Source organism: Micromonospora inyonensis (genome assembly GCF_900091415.1).
GTDB lineage: Bacteria > Actinomycetota > Actinomycetes > Mycobacteriales > Micromonosporaceae > Micromonospora > Micromonospora inyonensis.
On the sequence record NZ_FMHU01000002.1, the window covers coordinates 3,041,713 to 3,061,782 of the forward strand.

Below are 20,070 nucleotides of genomic sequence, written 5' to 3' on the forward strand. Positions count from 1 at the left end.
GGAGAAGTCAACGTCACGGGGCGTAGCCAGAGCGTAAACGCCGCGGATCCGTTAACGGCGTGGTTACGCCGCGATGGGCGAGGATGTGACGGTGCGGGTACTGGTGGTCGAAGACGAACGGCTCCTGGCGGACGCGATTGCCGAATGGCTGCGCCGGGAGTCCTTCGCGGTGGACGTCGTGTACGACGGGGACGCCGCGCTGGAACGGCTCGGGGTCAACGGGTACGACGTGGTGGTGCTCGACCGGGACCTGCCGGTGGTGCACGGCGACGACGTGTGCCGGGCGGTGGTCGACTCCGACCGGGAGACCCGGGTGCTGATGCTGACCGCCGCCGCCGCCGTCCGGGAGCGGGTCGCCGGGCTGGCCATCGGGGCCGACGACTACCTGACCAAGCCGTTCGCGTTCATCGAGTTGAGCGCGCGGGTGCACGCACTGACCCGGCGTACCCGGCCGGCCGCGCCCCCCAGGCTGACCCGGGCCGGCATCGTGCTGGACCCGGCCCGGCGGGAGGTGACCCGGGACGGGCGCCCCGTGCCGCTGTCCCGCAAGGAGTTCGGGGTGCTGGCCGAGCTGCTGCGGGCCGACGGGGCGGTGGTCTCCGCCGAGGAACTGCTGGAACGGGCCTGGGACGAGCACATCGACCCGCTGACCAACGTGCTGCGGGTGACCGTGATGAAGCTGCGCCGCAAGCTCGGCGAGCCGCCCGTCATCGAGACGGTGCCCGGCGCGGGGTACCGCATCCGGTGAAGAAGCTGACCATCCGCGCCCGGCTCACGCTGGTCTACGGCGGGCTGTTCCTGTTCGCCGGCACGGTGCTGCTCGCGGTGACCTACGTGCTGGTCGACCAGCGGCTCACCCGTGGTCTCGGGTTCGACCTGCGCAGCCGGGACTCCGGCAAGGTGTCGCTGCCGCAGTCCGGCACCAAGATCACCTCCGAGCAGGCGGAGACCCTGCGCGGACTGGTCCGGCAGGTGCAGGAGGACGTCCGGCAGGACGCGCTGGACTCCCTGCTGACCCAGGGCGGGGTGGCGCTGGCCGTGGTGACGGTCGCCGCCGTCGCGTTCGGCTGGCTGGTCGCCGGGCGGGCGTTGCAGCCGCTGAACCAGATCACCGGGACCGCCCGCCGGATCGCCGGCGCGGACGGTGCCGGCAAGGGCCTGCACGAGCGGATCGCCCTGGACGGTCCGACCGACGAGGTGAAGGAACTCGCCGACACCTTCGACCTGATGCTGGAACGGCTCGACCGGTCCTTCGACGGCCAACGACGGTTCGTCGCCAACGCCTCGCACGAGCTGCGCACCCCGCTGGCGATCAACCGGTCCCTGGTCGAACTGGCCATCACCCGACCGGACGCCCCGGCGGAGCTGCGCCAGCTCGGGGAGGTGCTGCTCACGGTGAACGAACGGCACGAACGGCTGATCGACGGTCTGCTCACCCTCGCCGACTCGGAGAACACGCTGACCGAACGTACCGAGGTGGACCTCGCCGAGATGGCCGGTCACCTGACCGACCAGACCGCCGCCCGGACGGCACTGGCGGTCTCCCGACAGCTGGCCCCGGCTCGTACGGTCGGCGACCCGGTGCTGCTGGAGCGGCTCACCCAGAACCTGCTGGAGAACGCGGTACGGCACAACCTCGGCGAGGACGGGTGGCTGACCGTCAGCACCACGACGACCGACGGCCGGGCCGTGCTGACCGTCAGCAACACCGGACCGGTCGTGCCCGGGTACGAGGTCGAGTCGATCTTCCTGCCCTTCCGGCGGTTGAACCGGGAGCGGGCGGCCGGCAACCGGGGTTTCGGGCTCGGCCTGTCCATCGTCCGGGCGGTGGCCCGGGCGCACGGGGGCACGGTGCACGCCCTGCCCCGGCCGGGCGGCGGTCTGGTCGTCACCGTCTCCCTGCCCACCCCCGGCGCGGGGTGAAACGGCGGGGAGGTTCACCGGTCGCTGCCCGGGTAGCAGTCCCGAAAAGGACGACCCGAGACGGCGGAGGGACCGGAATGAAGGCACTGACCTGGCACGGGAAGCGGGACGTACGGGTGGAGGAGGTCCCGGACCCGAGGATCGAGGAGCCCACCGACGCGATCGTCCGGATCACCTCGACCGCGATCTGCGGCTCGGACCTGCATCTCTACGAGGTGCTCGGGCCGTTCCTGAAACCGGGGGACGTCCTCGGGCACGAGCCGATGGGCATCGTCGAGGAGGTCGGCTCCGGGGTGACCCGGCTCCGGCCGGGCGACCGGGTGGTGGTGCCGTTCACCATCGCCTGCGGGCCCTGCTGGATGTGCGACCGGCAGCTCTACGCGCAGTGCGAGACCACGCAGGTCACCTCGGAGGGCAAGGGCGCGGCGCTGTTCGGCTACACCTCCCTGTACGGCTCGGTGCCGGGCGGGCAGGCCGAGTACCTGCGGGTGCCGCAGGCCCAGTTCGGGCCGATCAAGGTCCCGGAGAACGGCCCGGACGAGCGGTACCTCTACCTCTCCGACATTCTCCCCACCGCCTGGCAGGCGGTGACGTACGCCGACACCCCGCCCGGCGGCACGCTCGCCGTCTTCGGGCTCGGTCCGGTCGGCCAGTTCTGCGCCCGCATCGGCCGCCACCTCGGCGCGGGCCGGGTGATCGGGCTGGACCTGGTGCCGGAACGGCTGGAGATGGCCCGCCGGCACGGCATCGAGGTGCTCGACGTGACCCAGCTGGAGGACGTGCCGGGCGCACTGATCGACCTGGTGGACGGGCGCGGGCCGGACGCGGTGATCGACGCGGTCGGCATGGAGGCCCACGGCTCGACCTCCGGGCGGATCGCCCAGACCGCCGCCGGCCTGTTGCCGGACCGGCTGGCCCAGGCGATGACCGACAAGGTGGGCGTGGACCGGCTCGTCGTGCTCAAGGCCGCGCTCAAAGCCGTCCGGCGGGGTGACACCGTCTCCGTCTCCGGGGTGTACGGCGGCGAGGTGGACCCGCTGCCGCTGATGGAGATGTTCGACCGGGGCGTGCAGCTGCGGATGGGCCAGTGCCACGTCCGCCGCTGGACCGACGAGATCCTGCCGCTGCTGTCCGGCGACGACGACCCGTTGGGCGTGGCGGACCTGCGTACCCACCGGTTGCCGCTGGATGACGCGCCGAAGGCGTACGAGATGTTCCAGAAGAAGGCGGACGGCTGCGTCAAGGTCGTGCTCGCCCCGTGAGTCGGATGGTCGTCACCGGCGCGACGGGACGGTGACGCTCCGGCCACCGTCGGCACCACGCTCCACCGTCGGCGACGATCAGGCCGTACCCACCGCACACGCTCCATCGCCTACGGTGACCGGATGGACACTCCGGCCGCACGGGACGAGGAGACACGCGTGACTGCCAGGGGCACCCCCGCCCAGGCCGCCGCCCTGGTCGCCGCCGCGTACCAGCAGCACACCCTGGACGCCGGTGGCAGCTGGCAGGCGTACGTCAGCGTCGCCGACCCGGCGGGCGCACCGCTGCCGGCGGTCGCCGACGAACCGGACCGCCTGCTCGAGGCGTACAGCGTGAACAAGATCGCCGTCGCCGTGGCGGTGTTGGACAAGGTCGACCGGGGACTGCTCACGCTCACCCAGCGACTCGACGTCACCTCCGCGATCGTGATCCCCGGCGGGGACGGCATTTTCAGCCTGGACGGGGCGTACCCCAGCTCGGTCACCCTCGGCCACGCCCTCGCGGCGCTGCTCACCGTCTCCGACGACACCGCCGTACGGCTGTGCGGCCTGGTCTGCCCGGCGGCCGAGCTGAACACGATCCTCCAGGCCAAGGGCTTCCCGAACACGCAGGTGCAGCCGGTGGCCAACCCGAACCGGTTCTACCTCGGCACCAGCACCCCCCGGGAGACACACGGCCTGCTCCGCGCGCTGGTGGCCGGCACTCTGCTCGCCCCCGCCTCCACGGCGTTCCTGCTGCGTCAGCTGCGCGCCCCGATCGCCCACACCGACGGCGTCCGACGCACCATGTCCTCCGACGAACGGGCCCGCGTCGCCACCAAGGGCGGCTGGTACGCCGACGCGCGCAACGAGGCCGGCGTGATCTTCGACCGGGCCGGGGCCCCGGTGCTGACGTACGCCCTCTTCGCCGCCGGGCAGGCCGACCCGGGCAACTTCGGCGGAACCCACCCGGCGGTCACCGCACGGGCGAAGATGGGACGGAGCTTCCTCGACGCGGTGGACGGCCTGACCGGCACCGGAACGGCTCACCGGGTCAGCCGCCAGCGCCCGAGCAACGGCGGCTGACGCGTCGGGGCTACCGTGGCACCCGGGGTTCGACCGGGCGGAGGGAAGGTTCATGGGGGGACGCGAGCAGCGGGCACGACGGGGCCGGGGCGGTCGGGTGGCCGGGGTGGTGGGCCTGGCCGCGCTGGCTACCCTCGCCTGGGCCGCCCGGGACGTGCCGGCCGCACTGGGGGGCCGGCTCACCGGGGCCCGCGCCGAACGCGTCCGCCGATCGCCGCAGTTCCACGACGGCGCGTTCCACAACCCCGCCGACGTCCGCACGACGATCGCCGACCCCGGCCGGAACCTGCTGTGGGAACTGCTCTTCGGCCAGCAGCGACGCCGGCCGACGCGGCCGGTGCCGCTGCTGCGGCCGGCTCCCGGCAGCGGCGACGAGCGGGAACTCGCCGTCGTCTGGTACGGCCACGCGTCCGCGCTGGTCGAGATCGAGGGACGGCGGGTGCTCCTCGACCCGGTGTGGAGCGACCGTTGCTCCCCGTCGCAGGTGGTCGGCCCGCGCCGGCTGCACGCCCCGCCGGTGGGCCTCGACGAACTGCCCCCGGTGGACGCGATCGTGATCTCCCACGACCACTACGACCACCTCGACATGGCGACGGTGTGCCGCCTGTGGGACACCCAGGCCGCGCCGTTCCTGGTGCCGCTCGGCATCGGCGCGCACCTGGACCGGTGGGGTGTGCCGGCGGACCGGATCGTCGAGCTGGACTGGGCGGAGAGCCACCGGGTGGCCGGGCTGACGATCACCGCCACCGCCGCGCAGCACTTCTCCGGCCGGGGCCTGCGCCGTGACGGCACGCTTTGGGGCTCGTGGGTGCTGGCCGGGACGCACCGCCGGGTCTTCTACACCGGCGACTCCGGCTACTTCCCCGGGTACGCCGACATCGGCGAGACGTACGGACCGTTCGACGTGACGCTGACCCAGATCGGCGCGTACGACCGGGCCTGGCCGAACATCCACATGTTCCCGGAGGAGGCGGTCGTCGCCCACCTCGACGTGCGGGGCGGGCTGCTGGTGCCGGTGCACTGGTGCACCTTCAACCTGGCCCTGCACGACTGGGCCGAGCCGGTGAACCGGCTCTGGCGGGAGGCGAAGGCCCGGGGCGTCCGGATCGCCGTGCCCCGCCCAGGCGAGCGGGTGGTGGTGGACGACCCGCCAGCGGTGGACGCCTGGTGGGACCAGGTCGCCTGAGCGCCTGGCGGTGCCGGTCAGAGCACGAAGGCGTCCGTCCAGAGCGCGCCGGAGCGGCCGGAGAGCGAGTCCAGCATCGCCACCGCCTGCGAGTCGGTGAGCAGCGCGACGAAGTCGACGATGGCCCGGCCCCGGGCGCGCGCCGAGCGGTCCGCGGTGCGCGGGTGCAGCTCCGCCTCGGCCAGCTCGACCAGGTCGTGCAGGCGGCGGGGCAGCCGGGACTCCTCCTCGGGGTCGAGGAGCCACTCCCAGAGCGCCTCGACCAGCGTGCCGAGCAGCCGGGCCTGGCCGCGCTGGTGCAGCGCGAGGTCCGGCCGGGCCAGCACGAACCGGTGGTGGACGAACTTGAGCACCTGCACCTCGTGCCACTGCGGCGCGGCGAGCTGCACGTGCCCGGAGCGCACCGACGGCTCCCGGACCACCTGGATCGCGTCGACGAAGCGGGTGGTCCAGCGGGCGGAGAAGCGGGCCACGTACTGCTCCGCCTCGATCGAGCCGTCGAACGGCAGGGCGAGCAGGCCCTCGACGACTTCCCGGCGGACGTGCTCGACGGCGGCGGCGAACGCCTCGTCGTCGGCGATCCAGCCGTCCTTGCGGTGCAGTTGCCGGCGCAACCGCTCGATCGCCGCGCCGGGACGGCGTGCGGTGCTGGCCAGCGCCGCGTCGGTGACCGACCGGTAGTGACCGTGCTCCTTCTGCCAGGCGGTCAGCTCGGCGGCCACCGCGCCCTGCTGGAGCACGCCGACCCGGTGGAAGTCCTCCACATCGTGGATGGCGTACGCGACGTCGTCGGCGGTGTCCATCACCGACGCCTCGACGGTCTGCTGCCAGTCCGCGATCCGCCCCACGAACGGTTCCCGGGCCTGTCGCAGGTCGTCCAGTTCGGTGCGGTAGGCGCCGAACTTCGCCGAGCCGCTGGCCGGGTCGTCCGCCGGGGCGGCGGCACCCCGGGGCGGTGGGTCCAGGTGCCGGGGATGCGGGTCGGGGTGGTCCAGCCGGGTCCACGGGTACTTCAGCATCGCGGCCCGCACCGCCGCGGTCAGGTCGAGGCCGATGGTGGCCGCGCCGCCGATCTCGGTCGAGGTGACGATCCGGTACGACTGGGCGTTGCCCTCGAAGCCGTCGGGCAGGCCGAGACGCTGGCGGGCCAGCCGGTCCAGCACCCGCTCCCCCAGGTGCCCGAAGGGCGGGTGGCCGAGGTCGTGGGCGAGCGCGGCAGCCTCCACCACGTCCGGGTCGCAGCCGCCGAGGGCGGCCAGCAGGTCCCGGTAGCGGTCGTCGGCGGTGAGCCGCTCGGCGATGGCCCGGGCGACCTGGGCGACCTTGAGGCTGTGGGTGAGGCGGTTGTGCACCAGCAGGCCGGAACCGCCGGGGCTGACCACCTGGGTCACACCGCCGAGGCGGGTGAAGAAGGGCGAGCCCACGATCCGGTCCCGGTCGGCACGGAACGGACTCGCCGCGAGGTCACCCAGGGCGCGGGCGCTGCCGCCGAAGAGCCGCCGGGCCCGGGGGTCCGCAGGTTGTTCCATGATCGCCACGCTAGCGCAGCGACACCGTCCGGCGCGCCCACGTACCGCCACGACGACCGTGTCAGCGTGGGGCGGCACAATGCAGGACGGAACCCACCGGAGAAGGCGGATCAGAACAGTGACCCAGTCCGTTCATCAGCGGATCGCCGAGGAACTCGGCGTCACCGAACGTCAGGTACGCGCAGCCGTGGAGCTGCTCGACGGCGGCGCCACCGTGCCGTTCATCGCCCGCTACCGCAAGGAGGCCACCGGCCTGCTCGACGACGCGCAGCTGCGCACCCTCGAGGAGCGGCTGCGCTACCTGCGCGAGCTGGACGAGCGGCGGGCCGCCATCCTGGAGTCGATCCGCAGCCAGGGCAAGCTCGACGAGGCCCTGGAAGCGCAGATCGTGGCCGCCGACTCGAAGGCCCGGCTGGAGGACATCTACCTGCCGTACAAGCCGAAGCGGCGGACCCGGGCGCAGATCGCCCGGGAGGCGGGGCTGGAGCCGCTGGCGGACACGCTGCTGGCCGACCCGACGCAGGACCCGAAGGCCGTCGCCGCCGGCTTCGTCGACGCGGAGAAGGGCGTCGCCGATCCGGCCGCCGCCCTGGAGGGTGCGCGGGCCATCCTCATCGAGCGGTTCGCCGAGGACGCCGACCTGATCGGCACGCTGCGCGAGCAGATGTGGTCGCGGGGTCGCCTGGTCGCCCGGGTACGCGAGGGACAGGAGACGGTTGGCGCGAAGTTCGCCGACTACTTCGACTTCACCGAGCCGTTCCCGAAGCTCCCCTCGCACCGGATCCTGGCGATGCTGCGGGGCGAGAAGGAGGGTGTGCTCGACCTGACCATGGACCCGGAGCCCGGCGGCGACGCCGACGCCCCGGTCACCGGCCCGACCCGGTACGAGGCGGCCATCGCCGGCCGCTTCGGCGTCAGCGACTCCGGCCGGCCGGCGGACCGCTGGCTGGCCGACACGGTGCGCTGGGCCTGGCGTACCCGGATCCTCATCCACCTCGGCGCGGACCTGCGGATGCGGCTGTGGCAGGCGGCCGAGGACGAGGCGGTCCGGGTCTTCGCCACCAACCTGCGGGACCTGCTGCTCGCCGCACCGGCCGGCACCCGCCCGACCATGGGCCTCGACCCGGGCCTGCGGACCGGGGTCAAGGTGGCCGTGGTGGACGCCACCGGCAAGGTGGTCGCCACCGACACCATCTACCCGCACGAGCCGCGCCGGCAGTGGGACGCCTCGATCGCCACCCTGGCCACGCTGGCCGCCGCGCACGGCGTGGAGCTGGTGGCGATCGGCAACGGCACCGCCAGCCGGGAGACCGACAAGCTCGCCGGTGACCTGATCAAGCGGCACCCGGAGCTGACGCTGACCAAGGTGGTGGTCTCCGAGGCCGGCGCGTCGGTCTACTCCGCCTCCGCGTACGCCTCGCAGGAGCTGCCCGGCCTGGACGTCTCGCTGCGCGGGGCGGTCTCCATCGCCCGCCGCCTCCAGGACCCGCTCGCCGAGCTGGTCAAGATCGACCCGCGTTCGATCGGCGTCGGGCAGTACCAGCACGACCTGTCCGAGGTGAAGCTGTCCCGCTCGCTGGACGCCGTGGTCGAGGACTGCGTGAACGCGGTCGGCGTGGACGTCAACACCGCCTCCGCGCCGCTGCTGACCCGGGTCTCCGGCATCGGCGCCGGGCTGGCCGAGAACATCGTCCTGCACCGGGACGCCAACGGGCCGTTCCGGACCCGGGCCGAGCTGAAAAAGGTGCCCCGGCTCGGGCCGAAGGCGTTCGAGCAGTGCGCCGGCTTCCTGCGCATCCCCGGCGGCGACGACCCGCTGGACTCCTCCAGCGTGCACCCCGAGGCGTACCCGGTGGTGCGGCGCATCCTCGCCCACACCGGGCAGGACGTGCGCTCGCTGATCGGGAAGAGCACCATCCTGCGCGGGCTGAAGGCGACCGACTTCGTCGACGACACGTTCGGCCTGCCCACGGTCACCGACATCCTGGCGGAGCTGGAGAAGCCGGGACGCGACCCGCGACCGGAGTTCCGGACCGCGACCTTCGTCGAGGGCGTGGAGAAGATCGGTGACCTGACCCCGGGGATGATCCTGGAGGGCGTGGTCACCAACGTGGCCGCCTTCGGCGCGTTCGTGGACGTCGGCGTGCACCAGGACGGCCTCGTGCACGTCTCGGCGATGTCGCACACCTTCGTCAAGGACCCTCGCGACGTGGTCAAGTCCGGGGACGTCGTCCGGGTCAAGGTGCTCGACGTGGACGTGCCGCGCAAGCGGATCTCGCTGACCCTGCGGCTGGACGACGAGCCGGGCACGCCCACCGGTCGTGGCCCGGCCGACGGTGGCCGGCGGGAGCGCGGCGGCCCCCGGGGCGACCAGGGCGGCCGCGACTCCCGGGGTGACCAGGGCGGACGCGGCGACCGGGGATCCTCGGCGACGGACCGGGGCGGTGCCCGGGGTTCACGCGGCGGCGCGCCGCAGCGCCAGGGGCGCGGCGGTGCCACGCCGCCGCCGTCCGGGGCGATGGCCGACGCCCTCCGCCGCGCCGGCCTGGCCTGATCCGAAGGCCGTCCGATCCGGCGAGGCGTCGGGCCACCTGTGAGTCTGGTCGTTCCCCGGTCGGGCCGGCCGGACTCACAGGTGGGTTGGCAGGTGGCCCGCTCTGCTGCCGCCCGCCGGAGATCTGGTAAGGCTGTGTGGCGGCACAGCTGGACGCGCGCGCCCCGGAAGGCCCACAGTGACGCTGCCTGCTCGGCACGACGGAACCGCACCGTAGCCCGCGCCGCCAGCGGACGGCCGGCGGCGTACCGTCGGGGTCGTGGGTGAGGGCGACGGCCGGGACTGGCGGGAGCAGCGACAGCGGGCGGTGCGGGCGCACGCCGCCGCGGACGAACGGCGACGCGCCGCCGAGCGGGCCGAGGCCGCCGATCTGGTCGCCGGGTTCGTCGCCGAGGCGATCCGGCGCGGACTGCGACCGACCCCGCTGGTGGCCGGTTCCTACTCCGGCGGTGGGCGGTACCGCACCGGCCTGACCGGCTGGTACGTCGACCGTGCCGCGACGCGGGCGGTGGACGTCGAGGGGCGGTTCTACCTGCTGACCGTGCCGGGTGGCCTGCGGGCCCGGCTGTTCGGGGCGACGCCGCGCCCGCACCCCGCGCCACTGATCGTCGGGGAGGGCGGCCGGGACGGTGACTCCGTCCCGCTGCGGGAACTGCTCAGCCGACGGCTCGACGCGGGCGACGACTGGCCGTGACCGGTCCGGTGGCGCGTCGGGCCACCCGCCACCACCAGAACTGCTGCACGGCCAGGGTGAGCAGCCCGGACACCACGATCGCGCAGATGTTGATCAAAAGTTGCAGCATCGAGCCGCCCGCCTCGTGCCACACCCCGTAGGCCAGGGCGACCGCCGCGTTCGCGGCGGCCGGCACCGTGGTCACCGAGATCAGCACGCCGACCAGGCTGCCGGACTTCTTCGAGGTGAGCGAGAGCATGCCGGCGACCCCGGCGAGCAGGCCGACCACCCAGGAGAGGGCGTCGGGACGCCAGATGAAGTCGGTCACCGGCCGCTCGGCGAGCAGCATCCCCCGGTTGACCAGGCCGGCGGTGGTCAGCGCCCAGGTGCTCAGGATGGTGAGCACGATCGCGATCAGGAAGCCGACCACCAGGGCCTGCACCGACCGGACGATGATCCGGGGCTTGCGGCGCAGCAGGGCGACGCAGAGCGCGGCGAGCGGCCCGAACTCGGGGCCGACCACCATCGCGCCGACGATCAGGATGGGCTGGTCCAGCAGCACCGCGATGCCGGAGAGCATGGTGGCCACGACGATCAGCACCAGATAGGTGCCCGACAATTCGGTCTGCTCACCGGTCTTGGCGGCGATCTCGTCCCAGACGACGGCGTCGTCGGCGTGCCCCGGGGCCTCCCGGGCGGCCCGCTCGGCGGCCGAGGAGAGGGTCAGCTCGACGTCGTCGGCGCTGACCCCGCCCCGGGCCTCCACGCCGAGTTCCTGGAGGCGGTGCAACACGTGGTCGGCGCTCTCCCGGACCACGTCGCAGAGGATCAGGTCGCCGGCCGGCTGGCGGGCGGCTCCCGGCAGGACGGCCAGGTGGGCCACGCCCGGGTCGGCGGCGAGCAGGTCGGCCACCGCCTCGGACCGGTCGGCCGGTGCGATGATCCTCAAGTGCAGCACGGACGGGCTCCCTGCGGTCGGGCGGCGTACCTGCCGCCGGCCGCAGCACTCTACCCGTCAGGGGCCGTTCCGACGCGTCCGGAAAACCGGGGCGGCCGAGATGGCGTAGCAGTTCATCCGCCGGCCCTCCCGGGTCGCGTACTCCCCCACCAGGGTCCATCCGGCCCGGCGGTAGAAGGCGTTGACCGGGTCGTTGCCCTCGGCGTCGGTGGTCAGGTAGGCGTCGTCCACCCCGCGTTCCCGCACCCGTCGCCACCACGCGTCGATCAGCTGCCGGCCCCGGCCACCACCGGCCGCCGCCGGGTCGACGCAGATCGAGCTGAGCAGCGCCCCACGCGCCGCCACCGGGACGTCCCCCCGGTACGCGATGCCGCGTACCAGGCGCCCGACGGCGCGCGGGTCGCGCAGGGCGGGACGGACGGCGGCGACGGCCATCCGGTGGCCGCGCCGACGCAGCAGCCGGCGGAAGAAGCCGTCGGGCCTGACGGTGCCGACCACCACCCCGAGCAGCCGGCCGTCCTCGCCCCGCGACACCACGGTGACCGCGTCCGGGTCGTCGACGAACCCGGCGTAGAACTCGCGCAGGAACGGCGCGCCGAGGCTGGACAGGAAGAACCGGGGAAAGGCCCGCAGGTGCAGGGCGGCTGCGGCGGGCACGTCGTCGTCGGCCAGCGCGGCCAGGTCGACCAGGTCGGCTCCGGTCATCGACGCCGCCCGGTCGCCACGGCCGCCCGCAGCGCCGCCTCGATCCGGGCGACCCCGGCGGCGACGGAGAAGGTCCGCTCGTAGTACTCCCGGCCGGCCACGCCCAGCAGGTGCAGCTTCTCCCGACCGAGTTGGCAGGACTCGCGGATGGCGGCGGCCACCGAGCCGGGGTCGCCGGGTCGGGCGGTGATGCCCGCGCCGCTGTCCCGCGCCACCGTGGTGGCGTCCCCCTCCGCCGCCACCAGCAGGGCCCGACCGGCGGCGAGGGTGGCCTGCACCTTGCTCGGCATGGTGTACGCCGACATGCCACCCGGCCGGAGACCGACGTAGTGGACGTCACCCGCGGCCATCAGGGCGGGCATCCGTTCCCGGGGCAGCCGGCCGAGGAAGCGGAGGTTGGTCAGGCCGAGCGTCGAGGCGCGGTCCCGCAGCCGCCGCTCGGCCGTGCCGGAGCCGGCGACCAGGCAGAGCAACCGGGGGTCGTCGACCAGGGCACACGCGTCGACCAGCACGTCGAGGCCCTGCGCCTCGCCGAGGGTGCCCGCGTAGACCAGCACCACCCGGTCCGCCGGGATACCGAGCTCGGCGCGCAGGTCGGGAGCCGGGGGCGTCGGGGTCTCGTCCGCCCACATCGGAATGTGCACGAGCTTCTCCTCCGGCACGCCACGCCGGGCCAGCAGTTCGCCGACGCCGGGCGAGATGTAAGCGACCCGGGCGGCGGCCCGGTACATCGCCGCGCACCAGGTGTGCATCGCCCGTTCGGCGAGCGGACGCCCGCGGCGTCCGGCGTCGAGGAAGCCGCTGGCCCGGACGCTGTCCGGCCACAGGTCCAACACGTGCAGCACCACGGGCACCCGGTGGGCGTACCGGACGAACCACATCGGCGCGGCGACGGTGATCGGCGAGTTGCTCACCCAGAGCGCGTCGAGTCCCCGTAACGCGGGTGTGCCGGAGACGAGAGCGGAGGCGGCGAACGAGCCGTAGGTGGCCAGCCGGCGCAGGGCCGAACCATCGTGGCTGGGGTAGAGGGCCACCCGCCGGACGTGGACGCCGTCGGCGACCTCGTCGGCGCGACGGGTGATCCGGTGACCGGGGGCGATCCGGCCGGTGGGCCAGTTCGGAAAACCGGTGAGCACCTGCACGTCGTGGCCCCGGGCGACCAGGCCACGGGCGAGGACGCCGGGCAGTGCGGCCGGACCGGGCTCCGGGTCGAACCACTGGCTGAGCAGGCCGAGCCGCATACCCTCACCTCACTGCCAAAACGGTGCAATAAGCCGGAATAGCCCCTCTAGCGGACAGGCGCAGCTTATCCTCAGCCGCAGCAATTAGTGCGTAAATCGCATAACAGGAGGACCCGGATGCAGGACCGCACTCTTCCCTTCGCGCTGCCGGACGTCGGAGAGGCGGAGATCGCCGCTGTCACGTCCGCGATCCGGTCCGGCTGGCTCTCCAGCGGCCCGCTCGTGCGCGAGTTCGAGGAGCGGTTCGCCGCGTACTGCGGGCCGGGCCTCACCGCCGTCGCGGTGAACTCGGCGACCGCCGGCCTGCACCTGGCGCTGGAGGCCCTGGGGGTGGGGCCCGGCACGGAGGTCCTCGTGCCGACCTGGACCTTCACCGCCACCGCCGAGGTCGTGGTGCACGTCGGTGCGGTCCCGGTCCTGGTGGACGTCGACCCGGCGACCCTGAACATCGACCTCGACGACGCCGCCCGCAAGGTCACCGGACGCACCGTCGCCGTCCTGCCGGTGCACTTCGCCGGCCAGCCGGTCGACGCCACCCGGCTGCACGAGTTCGCCCGCCGGCACGGCGTGGCCGTGGTCGAGGACGCCGCGCACGCCTTCCCCGCCGCCAGTGGCGGTGTCCCGGTGGGTGCCGGCCCGACCGCCGCCACCGTCTTCAGCTTCTACGCCACCAAGACCATCACCACCGGCGAGGGCGGCATGCTGGTCACCCGGGATCCCGACCTCGCCCGCCGGGCCCGGGTGATGCGGCTGCACGGCTTCGACCGGGACGGCTTCGACCGCTACCGCAGCGACCGGCCCGCCTGGCGGTACGACGTGGTCGAGGCCGGTTTCAAGAACAACCTGACCGACCCGGCGGCGGCGATGGGGCTGGTGCAGCTCGCCCGCGCCGAGTCGATGCGGCGGCGACGGGAGGAGATCGCCGGCCGCTACCGGGCGGCGTTCGCCGGCCTGCCGCTGGACCCGCCCCCGCCCGCCCCGGAGCGGGACGTGCACGCCTGGCACCTCTTCGTGGTCCGGCTACGTCCGGACGCCCCGGTCGACCGGGACCGGTTCATCACCGAGATGTCCCGGCTCGGCGTCGGGTGCAGCGTCCACTTCATCCCGCTGCACCAGCACACCCACTGGCGTCGTCGGCTCGCGCTGACCGACGACATGTTCCCCGTCGCGAGCCGCGAGTTCGAGCGGGTGGTGAGCCTGCCGCTCTTCTCGGCGATGGACGACGACCAGGTGGATCTCGTCATCCGTACCGTCAGCAAGGTCCTGCAATGATCAAACGAGGTTTCGACATCGTCGCCGCGGCGGTGGGGCTGGTGCTCTGCGCCCCGCTGCTGCTCGTGATCGCCGTGGCGATCCGGTGGGAGGACGGCGGGCCGGTGCTGTTCCGGCAGGAACGCACCGGTCGACGTGGCCGCCCCTTCCACATCCACAAGTTCCGCACCATGCGCGCCGCACCGGGCCCGGAGGTCACCGCCGACGGCGACGACCGGATCACCCGGGTCGGCCGGCTCCTGCGGGCCAGCAAGCTCGACGAGCTGCCGCAGCTCTACGACGTCCTGCTCGGCCGCATGAGCCTGGTCGGTCCCCGTCCGGAGGTCCGCCGCTACGTCGACCACTGGCCGTCGGTGGCGCGGTGGCGCATCCTGTCGGTCCGGCCGGGCATCACCGACCCGGCGTCGATCGCCTACCGCGACGAGTCGGCGGAGCTGGCCCGCGCGGACCGGCCGGAGGAGTACTACGTCTCGGTGGTGCTGCCCCGCAAGGTGGAACTCTACGTGCGGTACGTCGAGACCCGCAGCTTCCTCGGCGACCTGCTGATCCTCGCCCGTACGGTGCAGGCGGTCCTGGGCCGCTGAGCCCCGCCGGGCCGGACGCCACGCGGACAACCCCGCCGACCGGAGTGGGTCGGCGGGGTTGGCGGTGTCCGCGGGCGGCGGGACGGTCAGCCGGCCAGGGCGGGGGCCGGCTCGGGGGCCGGCTGCCCGACCGGCTCGGGCCAGGTGTCGGGGCGGCCCGGGTCGAAGACCTCGTTGGTCCAGAAGAGCGTGAGCAGGTCGTCCGGGCCGGTGTTGACGATGTGGTGCGCCCACATGGTCGGCATGTCCACCACCACCGGTTCGTCACCGCTGACCGGGAAGCGGACCACCGTGTCGTCGCCGACCCGGCGCAGCCGGATCTCCGCCGAGCCCCGGAGCACGCAGAACCGCTCCAGCTTGGCCAGGTGGAAGTGCTCCCCGCGTACCGCTGCGGGGCGGGTGGTGGAGCAGAAGGTCTGTCCCCCGCCACCGTGCACCCTCACCGTCTCGACCAGCTCACCCCGGGCGTCGGCCCGGCGGGTCAGCGGCACCGGGTAGTGCGCCGGGAAGCAGTGCGACCGGTAGGTGTTGAACAGCCGCACCGCGTGCCGGTCCGGCAGGTCGGGGACCTCCCCCGTGTGGTAGGTGCCCGCGAAGCCGGTGAGCAGCGCGGCCAGGTCCCGCACCCCGATGCGCAGTCCGGGCATGCCGGCGTCCCACGGGTGGCCGGCGGGAGCGCCGAGCAGCCGGGCCGCCGCGTCGGTGACGTGCACCAGGGTCAGCTCGCGGTCGTCGTGCACCTCGGGCCGGCCGCCCTCGGCGAGCAGCCGGCAAAAGGTGGCCACCACCGAGTTGTAGTACGGCAGGCCGTGCTCGCCGTACAGGTTGGGCAGCCGCAGGTCGACCAGGTCGGGGCGGACGGCCGCGAGGGTGGCCGCGGCGACCGCCTTCGCGTCGCCGTACGGGGTGCCGTTGCCGGCCTGCGTCGAGTTGGCGTAGACCACGGCACCCGGCGGCTCCGGGCAGCGCTCCAGGCCCCGGGCCAGGGCGGCGGCCAGCCGGACGTTGCCGGCGGCCACCTCCGCCGGGTCGCCCCGGTTGACCCCGGCCAGGTGCAGCAGCCGGTCCACGCCGGCGATCCGGGTGGCCACGGTCGCCGGGTCGGTCAGGTCGGCGCGGGTGAGCACGACCGGCTCCGGCCAGCCGAGCGCCCGGGCGAGCACCCGGACGTGCCAGCCGAGGAACCCGCCCGCCCCGGTGACCGCGACCCTCGTCATGCGAGCACCGGATCCCGCAGCGCCAGCTCCGCGCGGATCTCGGGGAGCGTGCGGAGCAGGTCCACGATCTGCGGTACGCCCAACCGGGGCGCGTTGGCAGAGGTGAAGTCCTCGGCCGGGGAGCCGCCGAGGTCGCCCTCGGTGACGTACAGCGCGTAGTTGAGGTCGCGCACGTCGACCGGCACCCGGAAGAAGTCGCCGAAGTCGTCGGCCCGGGCGAGTTCCTCCCGGCTGGCGAGGGTCTCGTCCTGCTTCTCGCCGTGCCGTACGCCGATCATCTCGATCTTGGCCGGGACGTCGAAGAGCTGGCAGACGGCCTCGGCGAGGTCGCCGATGGTGCACGCCACCGCTTTGCGGACGAAGACGTCACCGGGGCGCGCGTGAGTGAAGGCGTGCTCGACCAGCTCGACCGAGTCCTCCAACGACATCAGGAACCGGGTCATCGCCGGATTGGTGACCGTCGGCGCGCGCCCGGCCCGGATCTGCTCGACGAAGAGCGGGATCACCGAGCCCCGGGAGTACATGACGTTGCCGTACCGGACGCAGGAAACGGTGGTCCGGCTGCGCGGGTTGTTGCGGGCGTACGCCTGGGCGACCTTCTCCATCAGCGCCTTGCTGATGCCCATGGCGTTCACCGGGTGGACCGCCTTGTCCGTGCTGAGCAGCACGACCGACCCGACGCCGTGGCGGTCCGCCGCCTCGATCACGTTGGCGCTGCCCAGGACGTTGGTCCGGACCGCCTCCAGGGGGAAGAACTCGCAGGACGGCACCTGTTTGAGCGCGGCGGCGTGGAAGACGTGGTCGACGTCGCGGGTGGCGTTCAGGACGGAGTCGAGGTCCCGGACGTCACCGACGTGGTAGCGAACCCGGTCGTCGCCGAGCATCCGGCGCATGGCGTCCTGTTTGGCCTCGTCCCGGCTGAGCACCCGGATCTCGGCGACATCCCGGTCGAGCAGGCGTCGCACCATCGTCCGTCCGAAGGAGCCGGTACCGCCGGTGATCAACACCCGGCACCCGGCAGGCAACACGGTCACGCGGAGCCCCCGTTTCGTCGTTTCCCACATGTCGTGACACCTGGCTCAACGACCACTGAAAACGCGAAGAAACGCATAACGGGGTAAATCGCCTGAACCGGAGTCGGGTTGACGGACGGTAGACCCGGCGTGGACGGAGCCGGCCATAGCGTGTCGTCGACAGGGACCGACTCCGTCCGCCCCCCGACGAAGGAGGATCGATGTTCAACGCCGCTGACTTCGGTGCCAGCCCGGCCGCGTCCTGGACGGTGAACCGGAACGCGTTCCAGGCCGCCGACGACGCGGCCCGGAACGCCGGAGGCGGCGAGGTCACCGCACCGCCCGGTGTCTACCAGGTGAAGGGCGTCGTCCAGGACGGCGGGGTGGGGTTCGTCATGCCCGGGGTGACCCTGCGCAGCCCCGACGGACAACTACCCGAGGTGCTCGCCACCCGGGTGGTCACCACCACCGGCTCGACCACGGCCGGCGGCCGGCAGCTCATCGTGGCTTCCAGCACCGGTATCCGGGTGGACGCGGTGATCGCCGTCCAGGCTGCCGGCGGCATCCTCGACACCCAGTTCACCCGCCTGGTCCAGCCGATCACCGCGACGCAGGGCAGCGGCATCGCACTGGCCTCCACCACCGGGTTCCCCACGGCCGGCACCCTCCAGGTGGACAGCGAACTGCTCACCTACACCGGGCTGGACGGCGCGACGTTGACCGGCGTCACCCGTGGCGCGTACGGGACGTCCCCCGCCGCGCACACCACGACGAGCCGCATCGGCGTCGCCCGCCGGTTGTACGCCCTCGTCCTCGGGGTGATCGGCACGACGGTCACCATCGACACACCCGCCCTGATCGGCGCTGCCGGGGTGGCCGTCTCGGTCGGCTGCGTCCGGCCCGCCCTCACCGGTCTCACCGTCGACGGGAACAAGGTCTGGGGCGGTGCGGCCCGCTCCCTCTTCGCCGTCTCCTGGCCCCAGGTCCGGTGGGGCCGGGTGGAGAACGTGACCGTGCGCAACGCCGAGAACGGCTTCGCGCTCACCCGGGGGGCCAGCGACTGCACGCTGGTGGACCTGCACCTCCACGACTGCGGCACACCGGAGACGGCCAAGGGCAGCGCGCTCTGGATGTACCAGGGATGCCGCCGCAACCGGGCCCGTGGCGCGTGCGTCACCGGATCGACCTGGACGGCCGTCTACCTCGACGACCGCACCACGACGGCCCAGGAGGGCTGGGACGGCCCGAACGACGACAACGTGATCTCCGACTTCACCGTCAGGATCACCGAATCCCGGGCCCCCGCCCTGGCGGTGGTCGGGGGGAGCCACAACCGGTTCGTCACCGGCACGGTCTCCAGCCCCGGCTACGGCGTCTCCCTGAGCAACGGGACGCAGGGCACCACCGCCGACGGCTCGGTGGCCCCCTGCCGGGGCAACGAGATCGCGGGCATCGCCTTCCGGGTCCGCTTCGGCTGGATCCTCGAAGCACCGGGCAACAGCCTGCACGACTGCGACGTCGCCGCCGGCGCGGAAGGTGTCGGCAGCAACGCCGGAAACAACCTGGTGTACGCGGTCAGTCCCACCCCCGGCGCCACGCCACGTCTCTGACCACTACGACCGGTTCGCGGTGACCGAGGTGGACCCAACGACCTGACCGGGCACCCCACCCGCCCGGCCCACCAGGTCGCGGACGAGCGCACGCAGTCGCGGCGCGCACGTCCGTTCCCAGGACAACTCGTCCCGGGCCCGCGCGGCGGCCCGGTTCACCGCCTCGCAGGTCGCCTCGGCGTCGGCGATGAGGTCGGTGATCGCCCGGGCGAAGCGGTCGGGGCGGGCCGGGGGCACGCAGCGCCCCGCCGCGGAGTGCTCGACGAAGTGCCGCGCGGCCGGCAGGTCGGAGGTCACCACCGCCAGGCCCATGATGGCGTACTCGTAGAACTTGGAGTTGACCGAGAGCCGCGCCTCCCCCACGTCCTGCATCAGGGACAGGCCGATCCCGCAGGTGGCCAGCAGGTCGGCCACCTCGTGCGCCGGGACCGGGTCCAGCATCCGCAGGTTGGCCGGGCGACCCGCCCGCTCCACCGTGTCGTAGAACCGCCGCCGGGCCGCCTCGCTGGGGAACCGGGAGACGGCCAGGACCTCCACGTCGGGCGCCAGCCGCTGCAACTCCACCGCCAGGCCGACGAGCACGTCCGCCCCGTAGTCGGTGGTCAGGCTGCCGGTGTGCACGACCCGGCGCAGCAGGTCCGGGGTGAGCGGCCGGGGCGGCCGGGCGAAGGCGTCGACCGACGGGTAGTTCGGGGTGGCCACGGCCGGCACACCGAGCGCCCGGAACCGGTCGGCCAGTTGCTCGCTGACCGCGTTGGCGGCCCCGAGCCGGCTGGCGTAGTGCCGCTCCACGCCGGCCACCAGCCGCCGGCCGGCGTCCTGCACGAACGACGGCGCGGCGAACCGCTGCGAGTAGTACTCGGGGTAGTACTCGTGGACGTCGTACAGCACCGGCCGACCGGTCCGGCGGGACCAGCGCCGGGCGTGCGGCAGCAGGTAGTAGTCGTGGATGTGCCACAGGTCGGCGAGAACCCGTTCGGCGGCCCGGACGACGGCCGGCACCAGCCGCAACCGCTGCCGCGCCGAGGTCGGCTCGGGCAGGCGGGTCTCCCGTACCCGGGGGTGGGGACGGGACTCGCCCGGCTCACCCCCGAGCCAGATCAGGTGGACGTCGAAACCGTCGTCCAGCACCGCCTGGGCGCAGCGGAGCACCCGCCGGTCGCCGACCGGGTGGACGGTCGGCACGCACACCGTCCGGTCGACCGGGGCCACCGTCGGTACCCGCAGCCGCCAGTGCGCGGTCGTGATCATGTCTGCGTCGACGATCATGTTTCCTCC

The 20,070-nt window shown here is 73.4% G+C and carries 17 protein-coding genes; 10 read left to right on the forward strand and 7 right to left on the reverse strand.

What is annotated here, in order from left to right; all coding sequences use genetic code 11:
• Window positions 1-91 precede the first annotated feature (91 nt).
• The 5 genes from GA0074694_RS27880 to GA0074694_RS27900 all read left to right on the forward strand — a co-directional run bounded on the left by GA0074694_RS27880 (window position 92) and on the right by GA0074694_RS27900 (window position 5,436).
• Complete coding sequence (locus GA0074694_RS27880; protein ID WP_176738144.1) at window positions 92-748, forward strand: response regulator transcription factor; 657 nt, start codon at window positions 92-94, stop codon at window positions 746-748.
• A complete protein-coding gene (locus GA0074694_RS27885; RefSeq protein WP_091462921.1) occupies window positions 745-1,923 on the forward strand; it encodes a sensor histidine kinase in 1,179 nt (392 codons plus the stop codon). Before GA0074694_RS27880 ends, GA0074694_RS27885 begins: the two co-directional genes overlap by 4 nt.
• A 77-nt stretch (window positions 1,924-2,000) precedes the next feature.
• Window positions 2,001-3,185 (forward strand): zinc-dependent alcohol dehydrogenase, encoded by a 1,185-nt coding sequence (locus tag GA0074694_RS27890; protein ID WP_091462922.1) that lies wholly within the window; start codon window positions 2,001-2,003, stop codon window positions 3,183-3,185.
• A gap of 159 nt (window positions 3,186-3,344) precedes the next feature.
• Window positions 3,345-4,250 (forward strand): serine hydrolase, encoded by a 906-nt coding sequence (locus GA0074694_RS27895; protein WP_245714947.1) that lies wholly within the window; start codon window positions 3,345-3,347, stop codon window positions 4,248-4,250.
• Between the two features lie 52 nt (window positions 4,251-4,302).
• A complete protein-coding gene (locus tag GA0074694_RS27900) occupies window positions 4,303-5,436 on the forward strand; it encodes an MBL fold metallo-hydrolase (protein ID WP_091462924.1) in 1,134 nt (377 codons plus the stop codon).
• A 17-nt stretch (window positions 5,437-5,453) separates the two neighbouring features.
• Here the strand turns inward: GA0074694_RS27900 and GA0074694_RS27905 are convergent, their stop codons facing one another.
• Window positions 5,454-6,965: a deoxyguanosinetriphosphate triphosphohydrolase family protein gene (locus GA0074694_RS27905; protein WP_091464163.1), complete on the reverse strand. Its 1,512-nt coding sequence runs from the start codon at window positions 6,963-6,965 to the stop codon at window positions 5,454-5,456.
• 79 nt (window positions 6,966-7,044) lie between these two features.
• On the opposite strand from GA0074694_RS27905, the gene GA0074694_RS27910 reads away from it, so the two are divergent.
• Both GA0074694_RS27910 and GA0074694_RS27915 read left to right on the forward strand, forming a co-directional pair.
• The gene (locus tag GA0074694_RS27910) at window positions 7,045-9,519 is read left to right on the forward strand and encodes a Tex family protein (protein WP_091462925.1); all 2,475 of its coding nucleotides are present in this window, start codon (window positions 7,045-7,047) and stop codon (window positions 9,517-9,519) included.
• A gap of 259 nt (window positions 9,520-9,778) precedes the next feature.
• On the forward strand, window positions 9,779-10,213 hold the full coding sequence (locus GA0074694_RS27915; RefSeq protein WP_091462926.1) for a hypothetical protein: 435 nt from the start codon (window positions 9,779-9,781) through the stop codon (window positions 10,211-10,213).
• Here GA0074694_RS27915 and GA0074694_RS27920 read toward each other — a convergent pair.
• Genes GA0074694_RS27920 through GA0074694_RS27930 form a run of 3 tightly spaced genes read right to left on the reverse strand, consistent with a single transcriptional unit; the run spans window position 10,176 to window position 13,096 of the window.
• Window positions 10,176-11,150: a DUF389 domain-containing protein gene (locus tag GA0074694_RS27920; protein ID WP_091462927.1), complete on the reverse strand. Its 975-nt coding sequence runs from the start codon at window positions 11,148-11,150 to the stop codon at window positions 10,176-10,178. The genes GA0074694_RS27915 and GA0074694_RS27920 overlap by 38 nt on opposite strands.
• Before the next feature lie 57 nt (window positions 11,151-11,207).
• Complete coding sequence (locus GA0074694_RS27925; protein WP_091462928.1) at window positions 11,208-11,855, reverse strand: GNAT family N-acetyltransferase; 648 nt, start codon at window positions 11,853-11,855, stop codon at window positions 11,208-11,210.
• Window positions 11,852-13,096 (reverse strand): glycosyltransferase family 4 protein, encoded by a 1,245-nt coding sequence (locus GA0074694_RS27930; protein ID WP_091462929.1) that lies wholly within the window; start codon window positions 13,094-13,096, stop codon window positions 11,852-11,854. The genes GA0074694_RS27925 and GA0074694_RS27930 overlap by 4 nt, the downstream gene beginning before the upstream one ends.
• A gap of 117 nt (window positions 13,097-13,213) precedes the next feature.
• Between GA0074694_RS27930 and GA0074694_RS27935 the strand changes: the two genes are divergently transcribed.
• Window positions 13,214-14,368, forward strand: coding sequence for a DegT/DnrJ/EryC1/StrS family aminotransferase (locus GA0074694_RS27935; protein ID WP_091462930.1), 1,155 nt, complete (start codon window positions 13,214-13,216; stop codon window positions 14,366-14,368).
• Window positions 14,365-14,952 (forward strand): sugar transferase, encoded by a 588-nt coding sequence (locus tag GA0074694_RS27940; RefSeq protein ID WP_091462931.1) that lies wholly within the window; start codon window positions 14,365-14,367, stop codon window positions 14,950-14,952. Before GA0074694_RS27935 ends, GA0074694_RS27940 begins: the two co-directional genes overlap by 4 nt.
• Window positions 14,953-15,038: 86 nt before the next feature.
• On the opposite strand, the gene GA0074694_RS27945 is transcribed toward GA0074694_RS27940, so the two are convergent.
• Window positions 15,039-16,169 carry a polysaccharide biosynthesis C-terminal domain-containing protein gene (locus GA0074694_RS27945; protein WP_091462932.1) on the reverse strand — a complete coding sequence of 377 codons (1,131 nt, stop codon included), beginning with the start codon at window positions 16,167-16,169 and terminating at the stop codon, window positions 15,039-15,041.
• Window positions 16,166-17,203, reverse strand: a complete 1,038-nt coding sequence (locus GA0074694_RS27950) for a polysaccharide biosynthesis protein (RefSeq protein WP_281190358.1) — start codon at window positions 17,201-17,203, stop codon at window positions 16,166-16,168. The genes GA0074694_RS27945 and GA0074694_RS27950 overlap by 4 nt, the downstream gene beginning before the upstream one ends.
• Window positions 17,204-17,403: 200 nt before the next feature.
• Here GA0074694_RS27950 and GA0074694_RS27955 point away from each other — a divergent pair, with 200 nt between their 5' ends.
• The gene (locus tag GA0074694_RS27955) at window positions 17,404-18,792 is read left to right on the forward strand and encodes a hypothetical protein (RefSeq protein WP_091462934.1); all 1,389 of its coding nucleotides are present in this window, start codon (window positions 17,404-17,406) and stop codon (window positions 18,790-18,792) included.
• A gap of 3 nt (window positions 18,793-18,795) precedes the next feature.
• Here GA0074694_RS27955 and GA0074694_RS27960 read toward each other — a convergent pair whose 3' ends face one another.
• Window positions 18,796-20,061: a glycosyltransferase gene (locus GA0074694_RS27960; RefSeq protein ID WP_091462935.1), complete on the reverse strand. Its 1,266-nt coding sequence runs from the start codon at window positions 20,059-20,061 to the stop codon at window positions 18,796-18,798.
• Window positions 20,062-20,070: the final 9 nt, after the last annotated feature.